At 57.1% G+C, this 17407-nt stretch carries 10 protein-coding genes; 5 read left to right on the forward strand and 5 right to left on the reverse strand.

Annotated features, from left to right (window positions below):
• Nucleotides 1-695: 695 nt before the first annotated feature.
• Nucleotides 696-3839: a PD-(D/E)XK nuclease family protein gene (locus CCHOA_RS02585; protein WP_123926483.1), complete on the forward strand. Its 3144-nt coding sequence runs from the start codon at nt 696-698 to the stop codon at nt 3837-3839.
• Nucleotides 3836-7162: a UvrD-helicase domain-containing protein gene (locus tag CCHOA_RS02590; RefSeq protein WP_164472356.1), complete on the forward strand. Its 3327-nt coding sequence runs from the start codon at nt 3836-3838 to the stop codon at nt 7160-7162. Before CCHOA_RS02585 ends, CCHOA_RS02590 begins: the two co-directional genes overlap by 4 nt.
• Nucleotides 7163-7592: 430 nt before the next feature.
• On the opposite strand, the gene CCHOA_RS02595 is transcribed toward CCHOA_RS02590, so the two are convergent.
• Together CCHOA_RS02595 and treZ are read right to left on the reverse strand one after the other, a co-directional pair.
• Entirely contained in the window at nt 7593-8246 is a 654-nt protein-coding gene (locus CCHOA_RS02595; RefSeq protein ID WP_123926489.1) for a hypothetical protein, read from the reverse strand.
• Nucleotides 8247-8314: 68 nt separating this feature from the next.
• Nucleotides 8315-10105 (reverse strand): malto-oligosyltrehalose trehalohydrolase, encoded by a 1791-nt coding sequence (gene treZ / locus CCHOA_RS02600; RefSeq protein ID WP_123926492.1) that lies wholly within the window; start codon nt 10103-10105, stop codon nt 8315-8317.
• 287 nt (nt 10106-10392) lie between these two features.
• Between treZ and CCHOA_RS02605 the strand changes: the two genes are divergently transcribed.
• The 3 genes from CCHOA_RS02605 to CCHOA_RS02615 all read left to right on the forward strand — a co-directional run bounded on the left by CCHOA_RS02605 (nt 10393) and on the right by CCHOA_RS02615 (nt 12016).
• Nucleotides 10393-11043: a YigZ family protein gene (locus CCHOA_RS02605; RefSeq protein WP_377739400.1), complete on the forward strand. Its 651-nt coding sequence runs from the start codon at nt 10393-10395 to the stop codon at nt 11041-11043.
• 121 nt (nt 11044-11164) lie between these two features.
• On the forward strand, nt 11165-11395 hold the full coding sequence (locus CCHOA_RS02610; protein WP_123926498.1) for a hypothetical protein: 231 nt from the start codon (nt 11165-11167) through the stop codon (nt 11393-11395).
• Nucleotides 11396-11614: 219 nt separating this feature from the next.
• Nucleotides 11615-12016, forward strand: coding sequence for an RNA-binding S4 domain-containing protein (locus CCHOA_RS02615; protein ID WP_123926501.1), 402 nt, complete (start codon nt 11615-11617; stop codon nt 12014-12016).
• An 86-nt stretch (nt 12017-12102) separates the two neighbouring features.
• Here CCHOA_RS02615 and CCHOA_RS02620 read toward each other — a convergent pair whose 3' ends face one another.
• From CCHOA_RS02620 to CCHOA_RS02630, 3 genes are all read right to left on the reverse strand, one after another.
• A complete protein-coding gene (locus CCHOA_RS02620) occupies nt 12103-13116 on the reverse strand; it encodes a GTP pyrophosphokinase (RefSeq protein WP_245992176.1) in 1014 nt (337 codons plus the stop codon).
• A 133-nt stretch (nt 13117-13249) separates the two neighbouring features.
• Entirely contained in the window at nt 13250-15811 is a 2562-nt protein-coding gene (gene treY / locus CCHOA_RS02625; protein WP_123926504.1) for a malto-oligosyltrehalose synthase, read from the reverse strand.
• 358 nt (nt 15812-16169) lie between these two features.
• Nucleotides 16170-16913, reverse strand: a complete 744-nt coding sequence (locus CCHOA_RS02630; RefSeq protein ID WP_123926507.1) for a hypothetical protein — start codon at nt 16911-16913, stop codon at nt 16170-16172.
• Between the last annotated feature and the right edge of the window lie 494 nt (nt 16914-17407).

Genomic DNA, 17407 nt, shown 5'->3' on the forward strand with positions numbered 1-17407 from the left:
AATCCTTTTGTCGGTGTGGCGCTGACGGCTCACAAGAATGGTTTTGCGACGATTGTCCTGGCCTAGCGGCGGGATTGTGGAAGCAGTAATTGATTCTTGAAAGGACCAATGTTCATGAACGCATTAACGTTCCCGCTTGAACCGGCTGGGGTTCAGGATGGGCGTATGAGTTTTGATCTGCTGATGAAGCACCCCGAGTATGTGGCGCGTCTGGATCACGTGGTCGCCACCTACCAGGACTCCCAGCGCGGCACCGCACGGCTTTCGTCTAGTCGGAGCAGGCTACATGGCGGGCAAACGTGACAATGGTGCAGGCCAGGCGCGTCGGTGTTCGAACGGTTGCTGCGAAGCGCATCAGTGTTGTGCGAGCGGTTCGATACGGTGGGGTGGAAATGATTGAACGCGTTGACGCAGCATCCCGCAGGTAATCGGCATCGTTGCTCACCACCATTTGCCTTGAGAAAAACAAAAAATTGAACAGTGACGGTGCCACACTAGAAGGAATGAGCGTCAAACATGTTGGAAGCGATACCGCCCGGGTGGTAAACGCACATGCCAGACCTAACAAGTCCGAGTCGCGTTGCCGTAGTTACAGCTGTGGGTGAGAAGTCTTGCAGGCACGGTAGCATTCCGCACCCGGTGTGAGGTTGTACTTGTTGTTGCAGGTAGGTAGATCAAGTTTGTGAAGGACAGTGATGAAAGTATTTTTTTCTTACCATGCTGACGGGGCGCAGTGGTCGCAGACTCCGTCGCTTGAAACAGTGACTTTGGGACAGTTTGGTCTTGCTGATCTGCTGTGTACTCGCCTGGGGTGTCAGCGACCGTCGAATTCTATGGGGGTGCGCATTGCTGCACTGCGCCAGGCGATTGATCATGTGCTGAACACCTTGCCGCAGTCGACTGCGGCACAGTGGTGTGCTGACTCATTTCGGGTAGCCCCCTGGGCAGCAGCATCAAGTATTTTGCGACTCCGTGACTTGCTTGTTGAGGCTGGCTGGGATGCCACCGAGTGGCTTGCGGATAAGCAGAAATCAGGAGCCGATGAGCTGCAGCGTCTGACTGCTGTCGCCGAGATTGAAGTTGCAGCGAAGACGCTGGCTGATAAGCGGGTACCGCAGGCGGGGACGGACACGGTGGTCAGTCTGTATGGCTACCCGGATCAGCTGCAAACCATTGTCGGTCTGCTGCAGGACATTAGCCAGTCCGGTATGCCGTGGCCGCTGGGCATCGAGTCAATCCATGTGTTGCACGATAGACATCTTCTGCCGCCGACGTGGCTGAAGATCCTTGATCTTCTCTCCGAATTGGGTGTGACGGTCAGTGATGGCGGCACAACAGCTTCCGGTACACAGAATGGGTGTGACACCACCGGCAGCGACAGTGGGTTGCATGGAGGATCTTCGTCGGCCGCCTCGAAGCTGCTGGTTGTTAACACCGCCAACGAGTGGGATGCTGCGCAGGCGACTGCCGCAGTGATTGATTCTATTGCCAGCGAACACCAACCCTATCTGGTGTTAGCTGGACAGTCGACCAAAACCCTCGACTACTATCTTGCTCGGCGTGGCCTGCCGCAGGTGGGGGTCGGTAACAGCGATAGCCCTGCTGCGATTCAGCAGCTCATTACCACGTTTTTGGCCGCTTGTGTTTCCCCACGGCATATCCTTGACGTTGTTTCGTTGTGTAACCTGCCGATTGCGGATGGTCGGGTGCTGACTGCTGCACCAAGCGGTCAGCTTGAACGTGTCGACGCCGAGACCGCTGTGGGAGAGCAGCATCTCGACGAGACAGAAATCTTTGATTCGGCGATTACGGCTTCCTCTTCTGCAGCAGGGGATAGTAACACAGCAGAAGCCGATGAGCTATGGCGAAAGTATTACACCGACAGCATCTACCTGTTTCCGCCGAAGCTGCGCATCCTCATCACGCGGACATTGGCGAACACCCCTGGTTTTGGCGGCGCAGCATGGAACGAGGCATTAACACTTGCCCGGACACACTATGCCCAGAGTCCGCGTGCAGACGAGTATCACGAACTCATTGACACCTTTGATCGCTTTTTCAATACCGAACTGGTGAAGCCGGTCGATCAGGCAGCAGATCCTGCCGCCTACACGTATCCGGCAAATGACCTCATCGATCGGCTTTCCTGGTTGCGTAAACGGGTGCAGCGCTTTGTGTTCGCCAACAGTCAGCTGTTTGCTCTGCTGACTGCGGTTGACGATCTAATTGCTGTGCTCAACAGCGTGGGCGGTGACGTTTCGCTCAGTGAGCTCAACCAGATTATTGGCACACTCTCTAGCACGCTCGGGCGCGGCGGGGTGGCGGCGCAAGCAACCGAGGACGGTGGCTACGCCACTGATCCGGCGACAGCCGCCAGCAACACTGGCACGGTGATTTGGTGGCTGGCGCAGTCACCGCCAACCTCCACCCCGGCAGTCCTGCGCAGTGTCGAGAGAAAAGTGCTGGAAGAGCGTGGATTGTTTGCCACCGATGGGGAATTTCTGCAGCGCCTCACCCATGCGGCACGCCTTGCCGCACTCCAGCGTGCGAGCCGAATCATCGCTGTCACCAGCGACATTTACGATCTTCCACACACTAGCCCCGATCCGCTGCTCACCTTCCTGGCGTTAGCGAACACACCACACCCACAGCACGGTGACGATATTCTCAAGCCCTTCACCGTGCACTACAGTGACCTGTGCGCGGAGCGGAACACTGTTGACACCACCCCTGGCCAGCAGGACGATCCTTCCTCGAATCTGCCTGCTCATAACACCAAGCGTTGGGAAGCGCTCATCGACACCACCAACTGGCGGAAGCCGGAGGCACAAGTCTTCAGTAGCAATGTGGATGCTGAACAAATGAGCATCACACCACGTGGCTTCGTCCCCAACACCAAGCTTAGCCACTCGCAGATGGAAACCATTGCGAAAAATCCGCTTGAATGGCTCATCACCAAGCAGCTCAACGTGAGCCGTGGCAGTCTTCGCAACCTTGCCCACGAAAACACCTTTATCGGCACCGCACTGCATGCGATTGCCGAGAAGCTCGTGGTCGACCAGCTCTACCAGCCAGGTGAGGTAGTCGACAAACAAACAATCGAACGCGTCTTCGACACGGTTATCGCCGAACAACTCGCCGACTACACCCACCCCGATAAGACCCTCAGCCGCAACGCGCTGCGAACAGCAGCAGTCGAGAGCCTGCACAGTTTCTTCCATGACCTCGCCGAGATGAACATGGTCATCACCGATGTGGAAGAAGACTTCACGATGACACTGTCAGACAATGACGCCGACTACCCGCATCTTCAAGGACTCACCTTGGGGGGTCGCATCGACGTCACTATCCGCACCGCCGATGGGCGCCCAGGGGTCATTGACCTGAAATACTCAGGAAGTAAGACAAAGATCCCGAATCGCGTCAAGGCGGGTGCTCTGCAGACTGCAATCTATAAGTATGCACTCGCTGAGAAACACGACACGCACAACGAGACCATTGGAACACAGGACACCGGCACCACGAGCAAGTCGGCCACGCTCGATCCGGTGGACATTCCCAGTGCCTTTTTCGGGCTGAAACAAAACGAGTGGTGGTCAAGCAGTCAGGAATTCCCCGACACCCTTACCGTGGAGAAAACCGATCGAGAAATCATCGAAGCAGCACGCAACCTGGTCGACTATGTCGCAACATGTTTTGGACATGGTGTGGCACCGATCGCTATCACTGGGGAAACCAGCCACAACGGCAGGCCGGTGTTTTCCCTCAGCGAGAAAGACAACAAGCCCGAATATCAAGCAACCCGCCAGCTTCTGCGTTTAGAAGGAGATTTCTCATGAGCCGCGCCACCTTCACCGTTATCAACGCCTCTGCTGGGTCAGGCAAAACTCACAGCATCACCGACCTGATTGCTGACCGGCTCGCCGGAAAAAATGGCACAGCATTGAACCCCACAGAGCTCATCGCCACCACGTTCACCAAAGCAGCAGCAGCTGAACTCGTGGAACGCATCCGGCAGAAACTCCTCGACCAGGGTCTCTACGAGCAGGCTGCCGGATTAGAAACTGCCTTGATCGGCACTGTGCACTCAGTATCGGGGCGGTTGATCGAAAAGTATGCGATCGAGATGGGTTTGTCCGCGGATCTCACAGTGCTCGACGAGGCCGCTGCAGACCGTGTCATGACAGTCGCAACCAGCGATCTGGTCGCTAAGGCCTACAACGCCAACAAAAAACTGCTCGACAAATTCGAGATCCCCCTCGAGAAACAGACTAACAGCCACGGAGCCGAGTCGTTCCAAAAAACCATCGAAGACATCATCAAGTCAGCACGAAATAGTGCCCTGACACCTGAGGATCTCGAAGCATCGAGGAAAGCGTCGATCAAAGAATTTCACGAAATCCTCGACGACCTGGCGAAACATAGCGGCCAATCACCGGATGTCGACTTTCACACGCATTTCCGGAGGGTTCTCGAAGACGTTTCGCAGCAGCTGACAGAGGTCGCAAAGGAGATCGATCCGGCCAAGTCAACCTCTGATCGATTGGGTTTTACCTTTACCTCGCGTAATAGATCCACCGTCAGTGCACTGCGCGAAGACTTACAAAAATTTTTAGAAGAGCTTGACCCATGGTTGAGCACAGCCAGCTACCGGGCGCTGTTCGAACTGGCCACCAAGGGTAAAAGCTTGTTTTCCAAATTGAATGCCAAATGTATTCCTGATCTTCTGAAATACATGGATCTGGCACCAACGGTAGCAACGAGCAAGAATGCCCGCCGGGATACACAAGATCTCATCTCCGTGCTGTTCGATACTGCGTCCCGCTGCCTGGAAGCTTATGAAAACTACAAGCAGGCGATGGGCTTCCTCGACTTCAATGATCAGCAGATTCACGTACTAGAGCTGCTGCGCACATCGACGTCTGCGCGCCGCGACATCGCGGACACTTTCAGCCTGTTGGTTGTTGACGAATTCCAGGACACCTCCCCGATTCAGCTTGCCTTCTTCCTCGAGCTGTCGACACTGCTCGACGAAGTGATTTGGGTCGGCGACCCGAAACAAGCCATCTACGGTTTCCGTGGTTCAGAAGCAGAACTTATGGGCAATACGATCACTGCGCTTGAGGGTGTCACCAAGAAAACACTTACCGAGTCGTGGCGTTCCCGGCAGAATCTTGTCGACTTCAGCAATGCAGTGTTTTCGCGAGCATTCCCCGGCCAAGATGTCCGCCTGAGCGTTCCGGAAGCCCGCAAGGAACAATACGGCGATGATCACGGTGAGCTGTGTGTGTTAGAACTGCCCTCAAGAAACGCCAAACATCGCACCGCCGAGTATCTCAGCGAGCTCTACGCCCAGGAGGGTGACCTAGCTGAGCGCAGTGTCGCCATTCTTCGGCGATCTGATGACAAAGACGGCAGCTGGTCGCAAGCTGCGACCAATCACGGTTTCCGAGTGACGAATTCCAATACTGGATTGCATTCCCGCGAAGAGCGTCTACTGCTTGCTGCGTGTACTTTTGTTGCTGATCCGAGCGACAAGCTTGCCGCCCTGGAACTCATTGACTTGATGCATGATCATCCCGCACATAGTGACTGGTTAAAACAACTCACTGCTGTTGCCAGCAGCGATGAAGCCCGCGAACTTATCACCCAGTGGACTGTTGGTGCTGCGAGCGGTGCGATCAGTGAGCTGGTGAAGGTTCGCGCCCAGCAGGCCAGCAGCAACCTGGTTGATCTGGTCAAACACATCAGTGTTGTGGTGGGCCTTCCCGACCGGATCGCGGCTTGGACGCTACCGGAGCGGCGCTTCGAAAACGTGACCAAATTTGTTTCTCGTGCCCGCGAATTTGCTGAGCAGCAGCAGTCCCAAGGACAACCAGCAACGTTGGCAGGCTTTGTGCAAGCCGTCGCCAGTGATGAGGTAGCCCTCGGCGAGAAAACCCCACCCACTAAAGGGCTGCTCCATATCGGTACCGTGCACAGTGCGAAAGGTCTCGGCTGGGATGACGTGATCTATGTCGCGGAACAATCCGACAAATTCGACGGCAGCGGGCTGTTTACAACCAGCAGCGGCTTCGACATCGACAACGTTCTCGCAGGTAAGCAACTGCGCTACTATCCGCAGCTTAACCTGGACAAAGATGGCAAAGCATGGTTGTTAGCGCACGCCTACATCGCACCGCACTATGTTTCCGCGCAGGAGGAGGAACTTCGCCTCGCCTATGTGGCTGCAACCCGCGCGAAGCGGCGACTTGTTATTGCGTTGCCAACGCCGGGGAAGACTGCCTGCGCTGATGGCATCATGCTGGCGTCGAGCTTGCACAACGTAGATGCAACCGCTGCCGCACACACCACACTCAGAATCGATCCCGAGAATGGAGTTCTCGAAATATCGTCTCCTGCCGATAGTTCTGCGACTGCAGGCACGACAACTGACTCCATTCCTTGCCGACACGTTGTTAGGAAAGAGATGAACGAAGAAAAAGTCCTTCTCCCAGCTCCCGATAGCGGCAACAAGCCGTCAGCGTACATTGGAAAAACACCAATGAGTGACGTGTCGACGCGAGCGTTCAAACCGTACTCAGCCCAAGCCTCGGCAGTGGAAAGCTCGAAAGAGCTCAAAGCAACCACCGAGATCCGTATCATCGCCGACCTTGGTGCACCACTGGTTGACAAAGGTGGCCAACATTGGAATCTGGTCGGCGACACAGTCCACGGCTATCTCGCCTGCCCCTATCAGAAGCTAGACCATGCGCAACAGTGCACTGTGGCGCAGCGTCTTATCGATAACCATCAGGTGGGTCATATTCTCACCGCTGAGCAGGTTGTTCTTGCAGGGCAGCGCTGGCTGCAGTGGTTAGACAGCACCTATCCGGGTGCGAAGGTCGTGACGGAGGCGCCGTTTAGCTGGGTCAACGACGATCAGCAGCATATGCAGGGTTGGATCGATGAGCTGTTGTATCTCGCTGACGGATCGACGGTGTGCATCGACCACAAGACGTATCCGGGAGACGATCCCATCGGTCACGTGCGTCGGAAATATGTCGGCCAAATGCAGACCTATCGTCAGGCGCTCACTGCGCTCACTGGCACTGCGCCGCAGTCGATGCTGATCCATTTGCCGCTGCTTGGAAAAGTGATTGAATTGGTCTTCAAAGCATAGGTTTTTAACCAGCCATTTCAGCATCTTCGCTCTCGGTGCACATCTCCCGTTGTGACGTTTCCACTAGACGGTAGCGTCACAACGGGATTGTTGTTTGTGTAGCAAGCATGTTCACCTGATTGCTGCCTGCTATCTTCAGACAATGCGCAGCGGATGTCGATACTCAAGATCCCCACTGGTTGCAGCGGTACGCCGCTGGCATGAGGGGTCGTTTCCTCATGGCACAGTGATGTTTACTATTACCTGCGATCACCTAGTTGGCGACGAAAACCTTCCAGACACCAGGCAAAAAACACTGTCGGCGGGTGAGGGGATAGCAGCCGCATGTCTGGCTTCCTTTGGCGGATCTGCAGTCTGTGTGGTGCAGGACTTTCTTAGTGCCGGCGCCGATGGGAAGGGTGGCGCTGCCGCAACGGTGTGCGCAGGATATTTAGAGGAATTTGCCGTCACGGCGGGTGGTTTGACGTTGGTGTTTCCGTTGTTCCCGGCGGTTGCGGCGACGGCGCATCATTGCTTCTGCCCGATACTGGTTGGTGGTGGTTGTGGCGAAAAATCCGATCACCGCAATAATCAACATGGTCAGTCCACCGATGGGATAACACCAGCGCAGGGCAAAGCCGGCATGCAGGTCGAATAAGGTGAGGGCGATGACGGTGTCAATCGTCCACACCAGCCCCGCAGCAGCAGTGACAATGAGCCATTTTCGCACTGGTCGGATTGATAGTGAGCGGGCGACGAGGGTGAAAAGACCGAGGGTGGCGGCCGCACCGCAGTGCACGAGGGTTTGCGGCCAGCTCAGTGTGCTGTCGGTTTGGAAGGTTTTATACAGCAGCATAAACACGATCCAGGCGCCGGTGGCGAGCATGAGCAGGTTGAGTACCTTGTCGGCACCTTGTCTGCTGGAGCGGCGAAACAGCAGTGCCCCGCCGGCCAGCACAATCCCTGCCAGCAGATAGCCGGCAATCCACGGCCAGTTGACAGTGTGTGCGGACGCTGACTGGTCTTGGGCGATCGACACGCCAAGCATCAGCACACTCATTGCCACTGCAAGCACCGCACAGGCGGTGAGAAATTTCTCTCCCATAACAGCGCCTTAGTGTAGGCAGCAGTGGTGCAGTGTGCCGGGTGACGCGCGGAATCTCGGTGGGGATCTTAGGTCAGTGCAACACCAGGGGCTGGGGTGGCGGCGGTGTTCACACTGGTGTCTATGAGGGCGAATCCCCATCCGTCCAACAGGGTGGAGGCCTCTTCAACGGTCGGATTGGTGAAGGAATAGATGAGTTTTCCGCCGACCGGCACCCGGTGCGGGGTGGGCGAATAGTTGCCGACGAACGCAACATTGTCCCGTTCAATACTTACCCAGTCAGGTCCATGGTTGATGGTGACATCGCTGAGCCATGGCCGGGCAAGCTGATAGCTGCGCCGCAGGGAAAGGAGTTGTTGGTAGGCGGCAAACACTTGCTGTTGGGCGGGGGAGAAGTCCCAATCGAGTTTTGCTGAGGCAAAGGTTGCCGGATCGCTGGGGACGGGAACTTCAGCCGTGTCCCAGCCGAAGTGGCGGAATTCGCGGTGTCGTCCCTCGTCGGTGAGCTGGTTTAATCGTTCATCGCTGTGAGAGCAGAAGAAGGGGAATGGGGTGGTGGCGGCGAATTCTTCCCCTTGGAAGAGCATCGGGGTGTATGGGGAGCAGAAAATAGTTGCCGCTTTCAGAACGAGCTGTTCTTGCGTGAGATGCATCGATGGACGATCGCCTTGCGCCCGGTTGCCGGTTTGATCATGAGTGGTGGTGTAGGTGACAAACGCACTTGCCGGGGTGGCGGTGGTGTCCACAGGTGCGCCATGGGTGCGTCCCCGGAAGGTGGAATATCGCCCATTGTGGTAGAACACTTGCCGCAACGTGGTGGCGAGTACTTCCGCTGTGCCGAAGTCGGCATAGTAGGCGTGTCGTTCCCCGGAGACTAGCGTGTGCAGCGCATGGTGAATATCGTCATCCCACTGGCCAGCTAAACCGAAGCCGCCGCCGGCGCGCCCGTTGGTGAGGGTGGGATCGTTTTGATCAGATTCGGCGACGAGGAATTTGTGGCAGCCGGTGGTGGCTGTGATTTCGTCGGTGAGGCGCTGCATTTGTTTCAGCAGATGGTTTGCCCCCGGGTCGGCGTAGGTTTGCACGGCGTCGAGGCGTAGCCCGTCGATGTGATAGTCGGTAAGCCACATGTGGATGGCGTCGAGAATATAGCGGCGTACTTCGTCGGAGTGGGGTCCCCACAGGTTGACGACTTCGCCCCAGCCGGTGTTGCCGCCGCCGGTGTAGGGGCCGAATTGGCCGGTGTAGTTGCCGTCGGGGCCGAAATGGTTGTACACCACATCAAGCATGACGGCGATGCCTTTGTTGTGGGCGGCGTTGACGAGTTGTTTCAATCCGAGCGGTCCGCCGTAGCCGGCGTGGACGGCATGCCAGCTCACGCCGTCGTAGCCCCAGTTGCGTTGCCCGCCGAAGGGTTGCACCGGCATGAGCTCGATGACGGTGACGCCGAGGTCGGCGAGATAGTCGAGTTTGTCGATTATGCCGGCAAAGGTGCCTTCCGGGGTGAAGGTGCCAACGTGGAGTTCGTAAATCACCTGGCCGGGCAAACTGACGCCGCGCCAATGCTGGTCGGTGAAGGTAAATGCGTGCGGGTCGAGCACTTCACCGAGTCCGTGAACCCCGTCGGGAAGACTGTGGGCGCGGGGATCGGGAAGTGGTTCGGAGCGTTTTCCATCCCGCACGATCCGATACCCGTAGCGGTCGCCGGGGGTTTTCGTGGGTTCTGCGATCCACCAGTTGCCGGGGAGTTGCTGCATGGGCAGGTCGGTGCCGTTGAGGTGCAGTTCTACTTCGTCGGCGTAGGGTGCCCACACCCGGTAGGCGGTGTGATCGGGAATCGATGCGGGTTGCTCACTCATAACGTTCAAGGCTAGCGCGGTGGCAAGTACATCCCGACTGGTTGTGACCGGTACCACGACTGGTGTGGTGGTGTTGCACGACATCGATGGTGCGGACTTGGCGTTTTGGGTTGGGTTTTGGACTTGGGGCAGTGTTTGGTCCTGGGGCTAGTGTGGATGGCTCTGCAGCTCGTTTGCGATGTTGGTGTTGCTGTTGCTGGGGCTGGGTGGCAGCCACCTTGGCGGCTGGTGTGGAGTATCGGGTTGGGAAAGCGACCCGCTGAAAACGAACTAGACTGATGATTACTATGTATTTGCTTCCCGCCGATGAGGTTTGCCGCTTCGAGTTTGAGCGGAAAAAGTCGCGTTTTATCACCTATGCTGCGCGCGTCGAGGATGAGGCGAGCGCCCGGGCGTTTATCGATGAGATTAAACATCGCTACCCGGATGCCCGGCATCATTGCAGTGCGTATCGCTACCAGGTTGCGGATGCCCAACCGGTGGAGCGTTCCTCTGATGATGGGGAGCCTTCCGGTACAGCTGGGGCACCGATGCTGGAGGTGTTACGTGGGGCAGCGTTGTTTAATGTGGCGGCTGTGGTGGTTCGCTATTTTGGCGGGATCAAGCTGGGCACTGGGGGACTGGTGCGCGCCTATGGTGATGGGGTTATCGGGGTTTTAGCGCAGGTGAAACGGCAAAAACGGGTGTTGCAGCAGCTGGTGGCTGTTGATCTTGCCCACACTGTGGCCGGCAAAATTGAGGCGGATTTGCGGGCAGCAGGGTTTCATATTGCTGATGTCACCTATGGGGCAACAGTGACACTTGTCGTGGCATGCGATCCAGGCCGTGTTGCGGCGCTGATCGCGCAGCTTGCCGCCTGCACGCAAGGGGAGGCGGAACCGGAATTGATTGACACTACCTGGCTTGAACTTCCGGCTAGCGCTGCTGATTTGCCGTAACGGTGGGCAGGACGGTTTAAGCAAAACACAATACAACCGGATGGTTCCCGCCGTCTGCTGCTGCACAGTGGATAGGTGGCAAGGCTTCCGCCGTGGTGCTGCCCGGGTAGAATAGCGAACTATGACTTTGCAGCCTCGTCCCCATAATCCTATTGAGCAGCGCAAACAAGCCGTCCGCCGATATGCCCGTACCGGGGTGATCGGGGTTGGTGCCTCGCTGGTCGGTGGCGGGGTGTTGGCGCTTGCCGGCGGGTTGAGCTGGTTGCTCATCGGTCTGGTGTTTGCGCTAGTAATCGGCGGGGTAAATGCTTATCGCATTAACAAGATCATCAACCACGTCGACGAATACTAGGAACTTTTCATTCCAGTATGTGATGATTCTTCCCGCTTCGCGGACGGCACTGCAGTGTTTCTTGAGTGCCAAGTTTTCCATCACCAACCCCGCATCCCTGTTGTTTGCCGCAGATGACCCTCATCGGCGGCAGCGGTGCAGGGTTTCCTTCAAAAAAAAGGGGGCAACCCACCGCATTTTCGCCCCGTGGGCGGATGCGGCAAAGGGCTAGGAGCAGCAATGACCGATCCAACAACGACACCACCAGTGCCGGCGAAACCTGCCCGTATTGACCAGTGGGTGTGGGCGGTGCGGTTAGTGAAAACCCGCTCTGCTGCCAGTGACGCCTGCAAAGCTGGACATATCAAACTCAATGGGAAACCGGTGAAACCTTCCCAGCAGGTGAAAGCCGGTGACCAGGTGCGGGTGTGGGTTCATCACCGGGAACACCACGTCGAGGTGGTGCATCCGATTCTGAAACGTGTCGGTGCACCGGTTGCCCGCACCTGCTATATCGACCACACCCCGCCACCACCGCCCCGAGAAGTCTTTGCCAGCCTCCCGCAACGCGATCGTGGCTCCGGGCGGCCAACAAAGAAACAGCGGCGCGAAACCGATCGGCTGCTCGGCCGCCGCGGCTAGACGAACACACCGGCACCCCACAGCAGTAGGATCGTAAACACGTTTTGCCCACCGTGACAGGGCAGACCCCGCACCGCAGGGGAAAGCTACGCTTCGCCGGTTTCGACTGCATCTGCCTCGCGCAGCTGCGCCAACCTGTTCGGCAACCGGTCGGCGCGGGCTTTCGGCCGCATACCCGTGTGCGCTGTGCGATCAATATGGGCCTGCCCAAACATTTGCAACAGCAAATCGTCAATCAGTCGCACCTGGCCGGGCACGAACCGGTAGCCAAGTGCCTGCTGCACCTGATAAATCCGGCTATCGCTTAACAGCTCCCGCAGCCCCCCAACAGTAGTAATACCGTTGAGCGACAAAATCTCCTCCAGCCACGGATAATATTCCGACTTGGAACGAGGAAAACGATTCCCCAACAGCATCGCCAACACACCAGGAAGCGTCTCCGCAGACAACAGCACATCCTGGTTCGCGGAACTCGCCCCTTCTTGGATCGCCGCAATCTGGTCAAACTGCTGATCGGCAAGCTCAATAAGCCCCGCGGTGAGCGTAAATGCCCGATCGATCCGCGGATCCAGCGTGCCCTCCCCGCGCTTATAGCGAATATCATGCTCGAACTCTGCCCACGCATGCTGCAGCACCGTGCGAATCTGCACCTCAAACACTGCACCCTCGTAGGCGTCAAGCCCCTCCACCGGTTCATCAATGGAACAAATCAGATGATGACTGCCGTAGCCAAACCCGCCAGAAACCCGGGTTTGTGCAGTTTTATCAATCGATTTGATCACCGAAAACGTTTTCCGCAGCACCTCAATGACCTGCGGGATCTCTGTGGAGCAAAAGGTAGTGATCCGCACCCCAATAATGTCGTTGATCTCATTCCACGGATCGGTGTACATCGGCAGCCCCTGCGCGTCGACAGCTTTCGCCTTCGTGCGCAGCGACCGCCACGTTTTCACCCGACACGTCACCCGATCATAGGTAACCCCAGCATCAACCAACACATCCTCGATGGTGTCGGTGAAATCCTCCCGGGCACTGGGGTGGGCACGAATCCACTCATGGTACAAATTCGCCAACGTGGCAATAGCATGCGGTGTACTCACACCCACCTCCAAAAGCCTTCACATTTTCGACAGGACTTCCGCCGTGCAGCAGTGTAGAGGGTCAACCCCCACACCCGCCATAGCGCAGCACCAGCAGAGCGCCGAACCCTTCCTTTCTTATCCGCAGTATTGCTTACTCATCTGCGGTATCCAACCGCACCATGAGAGCCACCGGCAGCAGCTGAAATAGGATCGCACAGTCAATGGTGCCCTCATAGACAGTACCGGTGAGCTGATCACACCAGCGTCCGGCAGGAAGGCTCACTGTCGTGTTCCCCCATCCGCCGAGACGTGCCAACGCTTGTGGACGCCGCACACTACACGCAATCACCTGCGGTACCCCTGTGTCCACGGCGCAGCGGGCAAACCCAACCACTTGCGCATCTGCCGGTCCAATAGCAAACAACGGCTGATAGGCGCCTTGCATAAACACCGCCGGCAGGGCGCGTCTCACCTTTAGCGCGGCAAACGTCACCAACTGTTTCACCGCATCAGGTGCCTGCGTAAGAAGCGGCCACCGCCCATGCTCCGGGGTGGCTTGGAACCGAGCAACTACCGTTTCACAACAACCCTTGTCATCACCCTCGACCAGCTGCATGCCCACCCGGATCGCAGGCGCATCCTCTGGGGCGATGAGACCAGCAGCATCGATTCGGCAATCCTGCTCAACCACCGACAACGCAGCTGCCCGCTCGTCATAGTTGACCGGGCGCCGATTATCCGGATCGACAAGACTGTGATCAAAAAACTCGGTGCCCTGATAAATATCCGGCAACCCCGGGGCACACAGCTGCAGCAGCTTCCGGCCTACCGATATCATCTGCGCTGCAGGAACAAGCCCATCCACATAGTCGGCAATAACTTCAGTGACCGGACCGTGCAGCAACTGCCCCAACCAGTCAAGATGTGCCTGCTCAAAATCGGAATCCACCGCCGTCCACGTCGAATGCACCCCCGCTTCCCGGATCGCTTTGACCGCATAGGCGTTCATCCGTTCCGCAATATCTTGCACCGCTGTCCGATCAGCAGGCCACAGACCCAACAGATTCTGCAACAGAAAATAGCCGGTGGCCTTATCTGGTGGCGGCGACACCGCCATCACCGTCTCCACCATATTGATAAACGCCTCCGGATCATCCGTAAACGCCACAATCCGAGCCCGCACATCCTCACTACGCTTCGTGTCATGCGTCGACAAGGTGGTCATCGCCTGCGGCCACAGCCGCAACCGTTCCTTCTGCAACAAATGAAACTCTGCCGGACCTACCCCAAACCGTCCCGGAGCCCCACCAACCTCCTGCAACGCCACCAGCCGACAAGCCCGATAAAACGTGGTGTCCTCCACGCCTTTAGCCATGACCGCACCACACACCTGTGCAAACCGTACACTCGCCTCCCCGCCTGCGATGAGTGCTGCAGCGATAAGATCTAAAGCGTCGCGCCGGGAAGGAAACGCCCGAGTCATCTCGGCAATAACACTGGAACGCACCCGAGACAAAGAAATATAGTCCGCCCGATACACAGGCATCGCCGCCACCAGTTCGACAATGGTGTCTTTGAGCTGTTCGTCGCTGACCGACCGGCCGGCAGTTGAGAAATTATCCCGGCGACAAGCCCGGGCAAGCCGGGTAACTTCGGCAGCGAGCTCTTCCGCTGCAACTTCCCGTTTCAACGCCTGTTCGAGCGCCTGCACCGCGGCACCATCCCACGGGGAACCCGATAATGCCAGCGCCTGCATCGATAACGGCGACTCTGCTTCGCGGGAGATGAAAATACCATCAAATTCGCGCAGCGCATCATAGCCAGTTGTGCCGTCCACGTTGAGACGCGGATCCAATGGCTCATCGACAGATAAAATCTTTTCAATTACCAGCAGCCGCTCATCACCAATGACTTCCCGCAGCCGGCGCAAATACTCAAACGGATCGGCAAGCCCGTCGGGATGATCGACTCGTACCCCGTCGATGAGATCCCGGGCAACGAGTTCCCGCAGCAGTCGATGAGTATGTTCAAACACCTGCGGAAGTTCCTGACGAATACCGGCGAGATCATTCACAGAGAAAAAACGCCGATAGCCGATCGTGCCGGAGTCCCAATTCAACAGCTGATAGCTTTGCTGGTGCAACGTCGCCTGTGGACTTTCGGCTTTCGTGCCGGGGCGAATAGGAAACACATGTTCGTGATATCGCAACACCGGCTGGTCGGCGACCGTGTCGAAGGTGACCGCATCGATCCCGTCAGCGCCGAGCACTGGCAGCCCAAGTTTGCCACCTGCGCCGTTGTCTTCCCGCCAGTCAATATCAAAATACTGTTCGTATTCAGAGTCGGTTCCAAAGGTCAACACATCCCACCACCACTGGTTCCGCCATGGTTCGGCGACACCAACATGGTTAGGCACGATGTCAATAATCACCCCCAGGTTATGCTGCCGAGCGGTAGCCACCAGTGCGGTGAACCCTTCCATTCCCCCAAGCTCCGGATTGATCGTCGTCGGATCGACAACATCGTAGCCGTGGCTCGATGACGGGGGAGCGGTACAAATCGGCGACAAATAGATATGAGAAATCCCCAGCTTCGCCAAATAGGGGATTACCGCTTCGGCATCGGCAAAAGTAAACCGATCTGCCGGCGAACCAGCTGCCGGCCCGCGCAGCTGCAGACGATAGGTGGCAGTCAAAACTTGTTGTTGCTTCATGGCGAGCTACTCCCTTGCCCGGTGGTGTGTGGCGCGCCGTGGGGCATCTTGAACGACTCACAAATACCTACACAGCTGTGTGAGCTGGCGTACCGCAATCCTGCAGGAACTGGCAAAAGGTTGTGATCACACCACCGCAGATTGATTTGCTGTGACACACAGCGAAGCGGCACCCTTGCATGTTGATAGCCGAGTGCTTCCGGTTATCTGCCCCGCGCCTGGCTGGGTTTAAGCATAAAAGAAAACCATCACCCCGGCAGGGAAACCACAATGTTGCACACAGTCCTCAATTTGCCCACCATCGCTGTTGGCGGCTTGGCACTGGTTGGTAAGCGGCCGCCACCTATGGCGGATTCGGTTACCGTCTACCGTCGACGTGTTGCGGATGCCTACGTCGCAGCACCTGCGGTCCGCTGGTGGTTTGCCGACCACGAAGTTGTTGTACGACGTTTCCACCAGCAGGACACAACTGTGCAGGGAAACCAGACAAATATTTCATCGGCATACCGGTGATGGCAGCAGGGCCGGCTGAGTGTGCCAAGTGTGCAGCAAAATCCAACACTTCTTGATTGAGCTGTCCTGCGCCGACTGTAAACACCACGCCCTGTTGTGGGGCAAACCAGCGGGGCTCATCGTGTAGCACCTGCGCCAAATAGGTGTTCATGCGGTGAAACAGTCGTGGATGGGTAAGCCACTCAGAGGACATCCCGTTACTGCTGCGAACCTGGAGTCCTGGCAGTGCAGTGCCCGCCAAATAGTGCAGTGGGCGCACCTCAAAGGGCTGCTCATCGTCGGCAGTTGCAGCTGCTAACACTTCGGCGGCGACAATATTCCACAAATTTGCCACCCCACCGGCAAGTAGATCGCAAGAACTATAGGTGAGCAGTTGACCATTTTGGACAAACGCGCAGCGGACATGCATGTTTAATGCCAGTGAGGCTGCTGGTGCAACCTGTGCAGATCCCCCCTTTGCTTGCAATGCTTGCCGGGTGGTCAACAGCTTCGGGATGATCTCCCGGGCGGTGCACCCTGCAGTACTGATGGATGTTGAGGTGGCACTGCGGGTGTCGCTGGAATGGTGTTCTCTGGTGTGTGATGACATGATCGCTCACTGTCTTTCGCAACGAAGAAGCTCCACGGTCACTGGATAAACCCCGGCGGTATTTCCACACCGTTGGGGCTGTCGTCACAGGATGGCTCCCTGTGTTGACGGAACAGCAAAACCTTGCAAACCTGATGTGCTGTGGAGCTCCCAACGAGTACACCTTGCTACGGTTGAACGATCATCACCGGCCGCGGTGTTGGGGTGTGGCAGGCCGGGCACATTCCCACAACGCACCCGCCAAGTGTGATGCAACATCGATCCACACTGTGTACAACACTGCCGCCTACAAGCGATGAACCCCAATCGGCAAGGACATCAGGCGTTCCGTCGAATTCAGCACTATGTTGGGGTGCTTTCTTCCCAAGTGAAAGCCGCCACCAACTTGGCAAGTGCTGTTGACAGTGTGGTTAGACTAGCCCGCGCGATGAGATGGTTCCATGGAACGTTCCACAATTGTGTGTTAGTTCACCTGACAGGGGTATTGAAGTGCT

The organism is Corynebacterium choanae (assembly GCF_003813965.1).
GTDB classification, from domain to species: domain Bacteria; phylum Actinomycetota; class Actinomycetes; order Mycobacteriales; family Mycobacteriaceae; genus Corynebacterium; species Corynebacterium choanae.

What these genes read in the sequence shown, in the direction of transcription:
- CCHOA_RS02585 (WP_123926483.1), top strand. Translation starts at nt 696, where the DNA reads ATGAAAGTATTTTTTTCTTACCATGCTGACGGGGCGCAGTGGTCGCAG.
- CCHOA_RS02590 (WP_164472356.1), top strand. Translation starts at nt 3,836, where the DNA reads ATGAGCCGCGCCACCTTCACCGTTATCAACGCCTCTGCTGGGTCAGGC.
- CCHOA_RS02595 (WP_123926489.1), bottom strand. Translation starts at nt 8,246, where the DNA reads ATGGGAGAGAAATTTCTCACCGCCTGTGCGGTGCTTGCAGTGGCAATG.
- treZ (WP_123926492.1), bottom strand. Translation starts at nt 10,105, where the DNA reads ATGAGTGAGCAACCCGCATCGATTCCCGATCACACCGCCTACCGGGTG.
- CCHOA_RS02605 (WP_377739400.1), top strand. Translation starts at nt 10,393, where the DNA reads ATGTATTTGCTTCCCGCCGATGAGGTTTGCCGCTTCGAGTTTGAGCGG.
- CCHOA_RS02610 (WP_123926498.1), top strand. Translation starts at nt 11,165, where the DNA reads ATGACTTTGCAGCCTCGTCCCCATAATCCTATTGAGCAGCGCAAACAA.
- CCHOA_RS02615 (WP_123926501.1), top strand. Translation starts at nt 11,615, where the DNA reads ATGACCGATCCAACAACGACACCACCAGTGCCGGCGAAACCTGCCCGT.
- treY (WP_123926504.1), bottom strand. Translation starts at nt 15,811, where the DNA reads ATGAAGCAACAACAAGTTTTGACTGCCACCTATCGTCTGCAGCTGCGC.
- CCHOA_RS02630 (WP_123926507.1), bottom strand. Translation starts at nt 16,913, where the DNA reads ATGTCATCACACACCAGAGAACACCATTCCAGCGACACCCGCAGTGCC.